Below are 11,715 nucleotides of genomic sequence, written 5' to 3'. Positions count from 1 at the left end.
AAATTAGCTCGGAGTAACAGGTTTTGAGTATTTCAGGAAGCGATGGTGGTGGGGGAGGATTACTCAGCGCTACGCGCTTCGCCCTGCGGGTCGTAGCCTGCGGCAACGCTCTCTCGCTGACGCTCGAGTCGAACCTTGGTCGAAGCTTCTCATCCTTCCCCGCATGGGCAGAATATGAAACGATATCGATAAGTTTGAAATGAGTTTTATCAGGAAGTAATGGTGGTGGGGGAAGGATTACTCAGCGTTACGCGCTTCGCCCGGCGGGTCGTAGCCTGCGGCAACGCTCTCTCGCTGACGCTCGAGTCGAACCTTGGTCGAAGCTTCTCATCCTTCCCCGCATGGGCAGAATATTTAATTATGGATTTGTAAGGGAATTCAGGGGTTTTTGAAAGTGATGGTGGTGGGGGAAGGATTCGAACCTTCGAAGTCGATGACGGCAGATTTACAGTCTGCTCCCTTTGGCCGCTCGGGAACCCCACCAGAGGTAATTCATATTGTAGGTAATGCTTGAGATGGTGGTGGGGGAAGGATTATTCGTCGCCTCGCTCCTCACCCTTCGGGCCGTTGCCTGCGGCAACGTTCTCTCGCTTTCGCTCGAGTCGAACCTTAGTCGAAGGTTCTCACCCTTCCCCGATGAGTGCAAACTTTCACAATCTCACCGAAGTTACCACATCGCTGTGGTGAATAATGGTGGTGGGGGAAGGATTCGAACCTTCGAAGTCGATGACGGCAGATTTACAGTCTGCTCCCTTTGGCCGCTCGGGAACCCCACCACGGGGTAATGCTTTTTACTGGCCTGCTCCCTCACTGGGAAGCGGGGCGCATCATATCAAATGACACGCCGCTGTAAAGAGTTACGTTGAGAAAAATGAACTGGTTGCGTAATTTTCATCCGTAACGGATTAAAGCCAACCAGTTCTATTTTGCCAGCGATTAAAGAATAATCGTCCGGTTACCGTAAACAAATACACGCTGTGCCAAAACCTGGTAAAGCGCGCGGCTTAATACGTTTTTCTCAACATCACGACCTGCACGCATCATGTCTTCGGCAGTGTAGGTGTGATCCACATGAATGACATCCTGCATGATGATTGGACCTTCATCCAGATTGTCATTTACATAGTGTGCTGTTGCGCCAATAATCTTCACGCCGCGTTCATAAGCCTGATGATAGGGACGTGCGCCGATAAACGCTGGCAGGAATGAATGGTGAATGTTGATGATTTTGTTCGGAAAGCGAGCGACAAACTCCGGCGTCAATACCCGCATATATTTCGCCAGCACCACATAATCAGGTTGATGCGCTTCAATGGCATCCGCCATCTTCTGATCGTGCTCGTTGCGGCTTAACCCTTCATGGCTCACCAGTTCAAACGGAATATCAAAACGTTCCACCAGAGAACGTAAGGTCTCGTGGTTACCAATAACCGCAGCGATTTCAACATCCAGTCCACCGTAGTTGGCTTTCATCAGCAGATCGCCCAGGCAATGCGCTTCTTTGGTCACCAGAATGACTATGCGGCGGCGACCTGCGGGATTCAGTTCACGCACCGAACCTTCTGGCAAAGCGCTATCGAGATCCGCCAACAGGGTGGAATCATTAAAAATACCCTCCAGTTCCGTGCGCATAAAAAAGCGCCCGGTACGGTGGTCAACAAATTCATTGTTCTGCACGATATTTAACTCGTGCTTGTAGCAAATATTAGTAATACGCGCGATCAGACCTTTTTGATCCGGGCAAATAGTACGCAGAACTTTACGTTGGAGTGAATGCATTGCTGGAAAAACCTTGTTGAGAGTGTTTGCTAAACCGTACCGTCAACCTTTATTGGCCGCAGCACTTTTTAAATTTTTTACCTGAACCACAAGGGCAGGGATCGTTGCGACCAAACTGCGGACGTGTACCATCAATATAGTACCATTGACCGTTTTCTTTCAAAAATCGCGAACGCTCAATAATCGCCCCGGATTTACCCTTCTCAGTAAAACGAGCGACAAAACTGACATAACCTACGTCGTCACCTTCATGATATGAACGTTCAAATACGGTCAAACCTAACCATTCGGTATGTGCAAATCCGGCAATTAATTCAGCACGTAACACAGAGGCGCCACAGGATGGATGCCAGGTTTTAATTAAATAATCTGCGTCGTGCATCACAAAAGCGCAGTAACGCGAACGCATAAGACGTTCGGGATCTGGTGCAACCTTTTCACCAGACACATAAGGGTGGCAACATAGGCTATACTCGACAGCACTACCACAGGGACAAAGCTTAGACACAAATAATCTCCCTGGAAACAATAACGGCGTTTTAACCGCCGGAGTAGCACTATGTTAACCGAGCGGTAGCGATGTGGCTACGGCTGCATTCCAGGGGACGCTTTCAGGAACAATGAGAAAAGTAAAAATAGGGCTGGCGCTGGGATCCGGTGCTGCACGAGGATGGTCGCATATTGGCGTCATTAACGCGCTTAAAAAAATGGGCATTGAAATTGATATCGTCGCAGGATGTTCAATTGGTTCGCTGGTAGGCGCAGCCTATGCCTGTGGTCGATTATCTGCGCTGGAAGAGTGGGTTACCTCTTTTAGCTATTGGGATGTTTTACGACTTATGGACCTCTCCTGGCAGCGCGGTGGACTGCTGCGCGGAGAGCGTGTGTTCAATCGATATCGTGAAATAATGCCAGAAACAGAAATCGAGAATTGTTCACGCCGCTTCGCTGCAGTCGCCACCAATCTAAGCACAGGGCGCGAATTATGGTTTACCGAAGGTGATCTCCATCTCGCTATTCGTGCATCCTGCAGTATTCCGGGCTTGATGGCACCGGTCGCACATAACGGCTACTGGCTTGTTGATGGCGCAGTCGTTAATCCCATTCCTATCTCTCTTACTCGTGCGTTGGGCGCAGATATCGTAATTGCGGTTGATCTCCAGCACGACGCTCACTTAATGCAGCAAGATCTTCTTTCATTTAATGTCAGTGCTGAAAATGGCGAGAGTGAAGATGATCTACCCTGGCATGCGCGGCTGAAAGAGCGGCTAAGTAGTATTACTGCGCGTCGAGGCGTCACGGCACCGACAGCAACAGAGATTATGACGACCTCTATTCAGGTATTGGAAAACCGCCTTAAAAGAAACCGTATGGCAGGGGACCCGCCTGATATTCTGATTCAACCCGTTTGCCCACAGATTTCCATGCTCGATTTTCATCGTGCGCAGGCTGCCATTTCGGCAGGACAATTGGCGGTTGAGAAGAAAATGGATGAGCTTTTACCGCTAGTTCGAACTAACGTTTTGACCTGATTTTTTATCTACACTTAAGTTAATTCTGACAGGCACTGATGGCAATAGCATGCCACTATTGAATAAAGCCAGTCAGGGGAGAGAACATGACGCAGCCATTGGCCGGAAAACAGATTCTCATAGTTGAAGATGAGGCGGTATTTCGCTCGCTTCTGGATTCGTGGTTTTCCTCATTGGGAGCGACAACGGTACTGGCGGCTGATGGGGTGGATGCCCTTGAGCTACTGGGCGGTTTCACACCCGATCTAATGATATGTGATATTGCAATGCCGAGAATGAACGGCCTGAAACTATTGGAACATATTCGCAACCGGGGTGACCAAACGCCTGTCCTGGTGATTTCCGCTACGGAAAACATGGCAGATATCGCCAAAGCGTTACGTCTGGGCGTGGAAGATGTTTTGTTAAAACCAGTTAAAGATCTCAACCGTCTGCGCGAGATGGTTTTTGCGTGTCTCTATCCCAGCATGTTTAATTCGCGTGTAGAGGAAGAAGAACGGCTTTTTCGCGACTGGGATGCGATGGTGGATAATCCCACCGCGGCTGCTAAATTATTGCAAGAATTACAACCTCCGGTTCAGCAGGTGATTTCCCATTGCCGGGTTAATTATCGCCAACTGGTGGCCGTTGATAAACCGGGGCTGGTGCTTGATATTGCAGCTCTTTCGGAAAACGATCTGGCTTTTTATTGTCTCGATGTAACTCGCGCCGGACATAATGGTGTCCTTGCCGCCTTGTTATTACGCGCGCTGTTTAATGGGTTATTACAGGAACAGATTGCCCACCAAAATCAGCGTTTGCCAGAGTTGGGTGCGTTATTGAAGCAGGTAAATCATTTACTGCGGCAGGCCAATCTGCCTGGTCAGTTCCCGCTATTAGTCGGCTATTATCATCGTGAATTAAAAAATCTCATTTTGGTTTCCGCTGGTCTGAATGCAACGTTAAATGCTGGTGAACACCAGATTCAAATCAGTAATGGCGTTCCGTTAGGAACATTAGGCAACGCCTATTTGAATCAATTGAGCCAGCGATGTGATGCCTGGCAATGTCAAATTTGGGGAACAGGTGGAAGACTGCGCTTGATGTTGTCTGCGGAATGAGCAAACGATTATATGGGATAAAATTGCATTACGCGCTGGTGTCGGCTGGTGGTACTATCGTCGCCATTCGTTTAAGTAATTGTCTTAATTATGTTAACTCGCCTCCTTTTCAGAACCAGGCCTCGTCAGGGTACTGATATACTGGGATGCGACACAGAAATATGAACACGTTCAATACACGAACAGTCCAGGAGAATTTAAATGGCTGCCATTAATACGAAAGTCAAAAAAGCCGTTATCCCCGTTGCGGGATTAGGAACCAGGATGTTGCCGGCGACGAAAGCTATCCCGAAAGAGATGCTGCCGCTTGTCGATAAGCCATTAATTCAATACGTCGTGAATGAATGTATTGCGGCTGGCATTACTGAAATTGTGCTGGTCACTCACTCATCTAAAAACTCTATTGAAAACCATTTCGATACCAGTTTTGAACTGGAAGCAATGCTGGAAAAACGTGTAAAACGCCAGTTGCTTGATGAAGTGCAGTCCATTTGTCCACCACACGTGACTATTATGCAAGTTCGTCAGGGACTGGCGAAAGGTTTGGGACACGCAGTATTGTGTGCCCATCCGGTAGTTGGTGATGAACCTGTGGCTGTTATTTTGCCTGACGTTATTCTGGATGAATATGAATCCGATTTATCGCAGGATAACCTTGCAGAGATGATTCGTCGCTTTGATGAAACTGGCCACAGCCAGATAATGGTGGAGCCTGTTGCTGATGTGACGGCATATGGTGTTGTGGATTGCAAAGGTGTGGATTTAGCGCCTGGCGAAAGTGTACCGATGGTCGGTGTGGTAGAAAAACCGAAAGCAGATGTAGCGCCGTCTAATCTTGCTATTGTCGGCCGTTATGTTCTCAGTGCTGATATTTGGCCGCTGCTGGCAAAAACCCCTCCGGGAGCAGGTGATGAAATTCAGCTCACCGACGCGATTGATATGCTGATCGAAAAAGAAACGGTTGAAGCCTATCATATGAAAGGGAAGAGCCATGACTGCGGTAATAAATTAGGTTACATGCAGGCCTTCGTTGAATACGGTATTCGCCACAACACTCTGGGTACTGAATTTAAAGCCTGGCTTGAAGAAGAGATAGGCATTAAGAAGTAACATCTATCACGATGTTTTCTACGAAACGGCATTGAGTGATCAATGCCGTTTTTTTATAGCGTATTCTTATCAGAGAGTCTTAAAACGGACAATAAAAAATCCCGCCAATGGCGGGATTTTAAGCAAACAGAATCAAGAAAAGATTATTGCTTGATCAGGAAATCGTCGAGGGATTTACCTTGCTCATCCATTGCTTTTTTGATTACAGCTGGAGTACGGCCCTGGCCAGTCCAGGTTTTGGTTTCGCCGTTTTCGTCAACGTAGCTATATTTAGCCGGACGCTGTGCGCGTTTAGCTTTGGTGCCAGATTTAACAGCAGCAATGCTATTCAGCAGTTCGTTCGGGTCAATACCGTCAGCGATCAGCATTTCACGATATTGCTGCAGTTTACGAGTACGCTCTTCAACTTCAGCAGCAGCTGCGCTTTCTTCTTCGCGACGTTCGTTAACAACAACTTCTAATTTTTCCAGCATTTCTTCCAGCGTTTCAAGTGTACATTCTCTTGCCTGCGCACGAAGAGTACGGATGTTGTTCAGAATTTTAAGTGCTTCGCTCATTGTAGTAATCTCAAACTTATATTGGGGTGGTTTGTTGAGGTAATAATAGAGCCTTAAATTCAGTTGTGCAATAGCCAGGAATGTAAGGAATTCAAAAATGTTCTTTATTTCGTACCGACAATAAATATCTTTTCATAAAATTAGCCAGAAATGACGTGGCATATAGCCCTATTTACATCGATGCTTTCGCATCACTTAAGGTTAAAACTTCCTGATTCATGTCACATTTTATGTGGAGATTAACATGCGCTGGAGCCTTTTCACTCTTGGGTATTAGCCCTGTTTATGAAAATCCCCTATTAAGTGAATGATGAAAAGTAGAACAGTCGCAATAAGTGCAAGGACTTCGTATTGCTCTTTCCTGGAGGCCAACAGGGGTTATTACGTGCGCAACAGGTTAAAGATTGTGAATAGTTACCAAGAGTCATTTACGCGTTTATAACAAGCAAGGCCGTGGTAAAGATAGCTCTGAAGGATTATGCCAGCCATTCGTAATGGATGACGAATATACTACTTCTGTGCGCACTGTTACGCTGTAAAACTGACGAATTATGATAAACTCCTGCCAACTTTATTTCATATCATTGAGGGCCTGTGGCTGATGGCGCAGCTATATTTCTACTATTCCGCAATGAATGCGGGTAAGTCTACGGCATTGTTGCAATCTTCATACAATTACCAGGAACGCGGTATGCGCACTGTCGTATATACGGCAGAAATTGATGATCGTTTCGGGGCAGGGAAAGTCAGCTCGCGTATAGGTTTGTCATCACCTGCAAAATTATTTAACCAAAATTCATCATTATTTGATGAGATTCGTGCGGAACACGAACAGCAGACAATTCATTGCGTACTTGTTGATGAATGCCAGTTTTTAACCAGACAACAAGTATATGAATTATCGGAGGTTGTCGATCAACTCGATATACCCGTACTTTGTTATGGTTTGCGTACCGATTTTCGCGGTGAATTGTTTGTTGGTAGCCAATACTTACTGGCATGGTCAGACAAACTGGTCGAATTAAAAACTATTTGTTTTTGTGGCCGCAAAGCAAGCATGGTGCTACGTCTTGATCTGGCGGGTAGACCTTATAACGAAGGTGAGCAGGTGGTTATTGGTGGTAATGAGCGTTACGTCTCGGTTTGCCGTAAACACTATAAAGAAGCGTTAGAGATTGGCTCTTTGACGGCGATTCAGGACAATCATCGGCACGACTAATAAATTTTTCTTTACTGACAGGGTGAATAGGGCGCTTTTCTCCTGTCAGTCCGTTTTACTAACTTCTTCCGAGTCATCATCCTTTCTCTATTCTTAATCATCACTCAACGTACCACAGAACGATTTTAGTGCGTCGATGCCTCATTACCTACGAGGTAGAGTTATTTGTCGACAATCTCGCTTTGTGCTCGTTTTCCGACAATACAAACATGATGAATTAATACAGCTGGATTATTTGACTTTACATAGCCGTTCTTTGTCTGAAACAAAAAAACGGCCCCGAATGGGACCGTTTATGATGTTATACAGAGCTACCGATTAAGCGGATTTTTTCGCTTTTTTCTCTGCTTTAGCCGGAGCTGCTTCTTTAGCAACGGTTGCGCCTTCTACGTAATCACGACCGTAGTAGGTGTCCAGTAGAATCTGTTTCAGCTCGGAGATCAGCGGATAACGCGGGTTAGCGCCGGTGCACTGGTCATCGAATGCATCTTCAGACAGTTTATCAACGTTTGCCAGGAAGTCTGCTTCCTGAACGCCAGCTTCACGGATAGATTTCGGAATACCCAGCTCAGCTTTCAGCGTTTCCAGCCATGCCAGCAGTTTCTCGATCTTAGCAGCAGTACGGTCGCCCGGAGCGCTCAGACCCAGATGGTCTGCAATTTCAGCATAACGACGACGAGCTTGCGGACGGTCGTACTGGCTGAATGCAGTCTGCTTGGTCGGGTTGTCATTCGCGTTGTAGCGGATAACGTTACAAATCAGCAGGGCGTTTGCCAGACCATGCGGAATGTGGAACTGAGAGCCCAGTTTATGTGCCATTGAGTGACATACACCCAGGAAGGCGTTAGCAAACGCGATACCTGCGATAGTTGCCGCACTGTGAACACGTTCACGCGCTACCGGGTTTTTAGACCCTTCGTGGTAGGACGCTGGCAGATATTCTTTCAGCAGTTTCAGCGCCTGCAGAGCCTGACCATCAGAGAACTCAGAAGCCAGTACAGAAACATATGCTTCCATGGCGTGAGTTACTGCGTCCAGACCACCGAAAGCACACAGGGACTTCGGCATATCCATAACCAGGTTGGCGTCAACAATCGCCATATCCGGGGTCAGAGCATAGTCTGCCAGCGGATATTTTTGGCCAGTTGCGTCATCGGTTACAACCGCGAACGGTGTAACTTCAGAACCGGTACCGGAAGTTGTGGTGACTGCGATCATTTTCGCTTTCACGCCCATTTTCGGGAACTTGTAGATACGTTTACGGATGTCCATAAAGCGCAGCGCCAGTTCTTCGAAATGAGTTTCGGGATGTTCGTACATAACCCACATGATTTTCGCAGCATCCATCGGGGAACCACCACCCAGCGCGATAATCACGTCTGGTTTGAAGGAGTTCGCCAGTTCTGCACCTTTACGAACAATGCTCAGAGTCGGGTCAGCTTCAACTTCGAAGAACACTTCAGTTTCTACGCCAGCTGCTTTCAGTACAGAAGTGATCTGGTCAGCATAGCCGTTGTTGAACAGGAAGCGGTCAGTCACGATGAGCGCACGTTTGTGGCCATCAGTAATCACTTCATCCAGCGCGATTGGCAGAGAGCCACGGCGGAAGTAGATAGATTTCGGAAGTTTGTGCCACAACATGTTTTCAGCTCGCTTAGCAACGGTTTTCTTGTTGATCAGGTGTTTCGGACCAACGTTTTCAGAGATGGAGTTACCACCCCAGGAACCACAACCCAGAGTCAGGGAAGGCGCGAGTTTGAAGTTGTACAGGTCACCGATACCGCCCTGAGAAGCCGGGGTATTGATCAGGATACGGGCAGTTTTCATTTTCTGACCGAAGTAAGAAACGCGTGCCGGCTGGTTATCCTGGTCGGTGTACAGGCAAGATGTGTGACCGATACCGCCCATAGCAACCAGTTTCTCTGCTTTCTCTACCGCGTCTTCAAAATCTTTCGCACGGTACATTGCCAGAGTCGGGGACAGTTTTTCATGAGCGAATGGTTCGCTTTCATCAACAACAGTCACTTCACCGATCAGAATCTTAGTGTTTTCTGGTACAGAGAAGCCTGCCAGTTCAGCAATTTTATAAGCTGGCTGACCAACGATAGCTGCGTTCAGCGCGCCATTTTTCAGGATAACGTCCTGAACAGCTTTCAGCTCTTTGCCCTGCAGCATGTAGCCGCCGTGGGTGGCAAAACGCTCACGTACAGCATCATAAACAGAATCAACAACAACAACAGACTGTTCAGAAGCACAGATTACGCCGTTGTCGAAGGTTTTGGACATCAGCACGGATGCAACTGCACGTTTGATATCAGCAGTTTCATCAATAACAACTGGGGTGTTGCCTGCGCCTACGCCGATCGCCGGTTTACCGGAGCTGTATGCAGCTTTAACCATGCCTGGACCACCGGTCGCAAGGATCAGGTTAATGTCAGGGTGGTGCATCAGTGCGTTGGAGAGTTCAACAGACGGTTGATCGATCCAGCCAATCAGATCTTTTGGTGCACCAGCAGCAATAGCAGCCTGCAGAACGATATCAGCAGCTTTGTTGGTTGCATCTTTAGCACGCGGGTGTGGTGAGAAAATGATGGCGTTACGGGTCTTCAGGCTAATCAGAGATTTGAAGATAGCGGTTGAAGTCGGGTTAGTTGTTGGAACGATACCGCAGATAATACCGATTGGTTCAGCGATAGTGATGGTACCGAAAGTGTCGTCTTCAGACAGAACACCGCAGGTCTTTTCATCTTTGTAGGCGTTATAGATATATTCAGAAGCAAAGTGGTTTTTGATCACTTTATCTTCAACGATACCCATGCCGGATTCGGCAACGGCCATTTTTGCGAGTGGGATTCGAGCATCTGCGGCAGCCAGAGCGGCGGCGCGGAAGATTTTGTCTACTTGCTCTTGAGTGAAACTGGCATATTCACGCTGGGCTTTTTTTACACGCTCTACGAGTGCGTTAAGTTCAGCGACATTAGTAACAGCCATAATGCTCTCCTGATAATGTTAAACTTTTTTAGTAAATCATCTGCTCGAATACGAGAGTATAGTCAGTGCGATGATGATTTGCTTAACCTTTGAAAATCAAAATCTTACTCGTGCTCACACTCACTTGTGATTTACTAAAAGAGTTTAAACATTAGAGTCATTAATCTCTAATGCGTCACTTCCAGGTGGCGTAAGCAAGATTACTCACTTCTGGGTACCGATTAAGTGATCCAGATCAAAATTTCGCGAAGCTGACACCTTTCAGCTCCGCTTTTAGCCATAATAGCTAATAGTTAATAAATTGTAGTATTAATTGTTGGCTACCTTAGCATGTTTTGTACGACTAGATAACAATAATGAATGATAGTAATTTTAGATAGTTAGGAGGTGAAAAATGCTGACAAAAGGCGTATTGTCAGCACGTATTTTTACCCTTGTTTAAAGATAACATTATCCGGCTTTTGCTTCGGAGCTAACCGTGATTCAGACACTTTTTGATTTTCCCGTTTATTTTAAGTTTTTCATCGGGTTATTTGCGCTGGTTAACCCGGTAGGGATCATCCCCGTGTTCATCAGTATGACCAGCTATCAGACTGCGGCAGCGAGAAACAAAACAAATCTGACCGCCAACTTGTCTGTAGCCATTATTTTGTGGATCGCACTGTTTCTCGGCGACACGATTCTGCAACTTTTTGGAATATCTATTGATTCGTTCCGCATCGCAGGCGGCATACTGGTCGTGACAATTGCAATGTCGATGATCAGCGGTAAGCTTGGTGAGGATAAACAGAACAAACAAGAAAAATCAGAAACCGCAATTCGTGAAAGCATTGGCGTTGTACCGCTCGCATTACCTCTGATGGCAGGACCAGGGGCAATCAGTTCAACCATCGTATGGGGAACGCGTTATCACAGCATTGGTTATCTGTTCGGTTTTTTTGTAGCAATCGCGTTGTTCGCTTTATGTTGCTGGGGGCTATTCCGCATGGCACCCTGGCTGGTGAGGGTTCTGCGTCAGACTGGCATCAACGTCATTACCCGGATTATGGGGTTATTGCTAATGGCATTAGGGATTGAATTTATCGTCAATGGTATCAAAGGGATTTTCCCTGGTCTGCTCAATTAATTCCTTTCATATGAAACGGAGTCATGATGCTCCGTTTCTTTCATCATTATTTTTACTGCAACCCAACGCAGTTAACAAAAGAAATAGATAATTTTTTTCCCATTTTACAGATGGTTATAAGACTATCCTTATCTGGCGATCCGCATCATCATGTTATTTTCATCACATCATAATCCTGGGCCTTGCTGAAGAATAATTGAAATGATATTAGTAATTCTACTGCCTTTGGCAGAGAAAAGTGCTAAATAGCATTCAATTGTTAAATTATTGTGCGCATTTTCTGTCTGGACTATAACCGGAA

At 46.6% G+C, this 11,715-nt stretch carries 9 protein-coding genes, 2 tRNA genes and 3 other RNA genes; 5 read left to right on the top strand and 9 right to left on the bottom strand.

Going from position 1 to position 11,715, the window contains the following annotated elements:
• Window positions 1–43 precede the first annotated feature (43 nt).
• The 7 genes from D9597_RS12995 to D9597_RS12965 all read right to left on the bottom strand — a co-directional run bounded on the left by D9597_RS12995 (window position 44) and on the right by D9597_RS12965 (window position 2,287).
• Window positions 44–174, bottom strand: a non-coding RNA gene (locus tag D9597_RS12995) — RtT sRNA.
• A 46-nt stretch (window positions 175–220) separates the two neighbouring features.
• A non-coding RNA gene (locus D9597_RS12990) (RtT sRNA) lies at window positions 221–352 on the bottom strand.
• Window positions 353–398: 46 nt separating this feature from the next.
• Window positions 399–483: transfer RNA gene (locus D9597_RS12985), tRNA-Tyr, on the bottom strand.
• Window positions 484–516: 33 nt separating this feature from the next.
• Window positions 517–648: non-coding RNA, RtT sRNA (locus D9597_RS12980), on the bottom strand.
• 43 nt (window positions 649–691) lie between these two features.
• Window positions 692–776, bottom strand: a tRNA-Tyr gene (locus D9597_RS12975).
• Window positions 777–936: 160 nt separating this feature from the next.
• Window positions 937–1,779: a formyltetrahydrofolate deformylase gene (gene purU, locus D9597_RS12970; protein WP_130208904.1), complete on the bottom strand. Its 843-nt coding sequence runs from the start codon at window positions 1,777–1,779 to the stop codon at window positions 937–939.
• A gap of 49 nt (window positions 1,780–1,828) precedes the next feature.
• The gene (locus D9597_RS12965; protein ID WP_130208902.1) at window positions 1,829–2,287 is read right to left on the bottom strand and encodes a YchJ family protein; all 459 of its coding nucleotides are present in this window, start codon (window positions 2,285–2,287) and stop codon (window positions 1,829–1,831) included.
• Window positions 2,288–2,399: 112 nt separating this feature from the next.
• Here D9597_RS12965 and rssA point away from each other — a divergent pair, with 112 nt between their 5' ends.
• The 3 genes from rssA (at window position 2,400) to galU (ending at window position 5,521) form a co-directional block, all read left to right on the top strand.
• Window positions 2,400–3,311, top strand: a complete 912-nt coding sequence (rssA, locus tag D9597_RS12960) for a patatin-like phospholipase RssA (RefSeq protein WP_130222801.1) — start codon at window positions 2,400–2,402, stop codon at window positions 3,309–3,311.
• Between the two features lie 86 nt (window positions 3,312–3,397).
• The gene (rssB, locus tag D9597_RS12955) at window positions 3,398–4,411 is read left to right on the top strand and encodes a two-component system response regulator RssB (protein WP_130222799.1); all 1,014 of its coding nucleotides are present in this window, start codon (window positions 3,398–3,400) and stop codon (window positions 4,409–4,411) included.
• Between the two features lie 201 nt (window positions 4,412–4,612).
• Complete coding sequence (galU, locus tag D9597_RS12950) at window positions 4,613–5,521, top strand: UTP--glucose-1-phosphate uridylyltransferase GalU (RefSeq protein WP_130208896.1); 909 nt, start codon at window positions 4,613–4,615, stop codon at window positions 5,519–5,521.
• Window positions 5,522–5,664: 143 nt separating this feature from the next.
• On the opposite strand, the gene hns is transcribed toward galU, so the two are convergent.
• The gene (hns, locus tag D9597_RS12945; protein ID WP_105289150.1) at window positions 5,665–6,078 is read right to left on the bottom strand and encodes a histone-like nucleoid-structuring protein H-NS; all 414 of its coding nucleotides are present in this window, start codon (window positions 6,076–6,078) and stop codon (window positions 5,665–5,667) included.
• Between the two features lie 601 nt (window positions 6,079–6,679).
• On the opposite strand from hns, the gene tdk reads away from it, so the two are divergent.
• Window positions 6,680–7,297, top strand: a complete 618-nt coding sequence (gene tdk, locus D9597_RS12940; RefSeq protein ID WP_130208894.1) for a thymidine kinase — start codon at window positions 6,680–6,682, stop codon at window positions 7,295–7,297.
• Window positions 7,298–7,615: 318 nt separating this feature from the next.
• Here tdk and adhE read toward each other — a convergent pair whose 3' ends face one another.
• Window positions 7,616–10,288 (bottom strand): bifunctional acetaldehyde-CoA/alcohol dehydrogenase, encoded by a 2,673-nt coding sequence (adhE, locus tag D9597_RS12935; RefSeq protein WP_130216022.1) that lies wholly within the window; start codon window positions 10,286–10,288, stop codon window positions 7,616–7,618.
• Between the two features lie 478 nt (window positions 10,289–10,766).
• On the opposite strand from adhE, the gene ychE reads away from it, so the two are divergent.
• Window positions 10,767–11,414, top strand: coding sequence for an NAAT family transporter YchE (gene ychE / locus D9597_RS12930; RefSeq protein WP_000616766.1), 648 nt, complete (start codon window positions 10,767–10,769; stop codon window positions 11,412–11,414).
• Window positions 11,415–11,715: the final 301 nt, after the last annotated feature.

Source organism: Escherichia sp. E13S3, assembly GCF_004212325.1.
Taxonomy (GTDB): domain Bacteria; phylum Pseudomonadota; class Gammaproteobacteria; order Enterobacterales; family Enterobacteriaceae; genus Escherichia.
The sequence above is the reverse complement of the archived record's forward strand: the minus strand, read 5'-3'. Positions and strand labels throughout refer to the sequence as shown.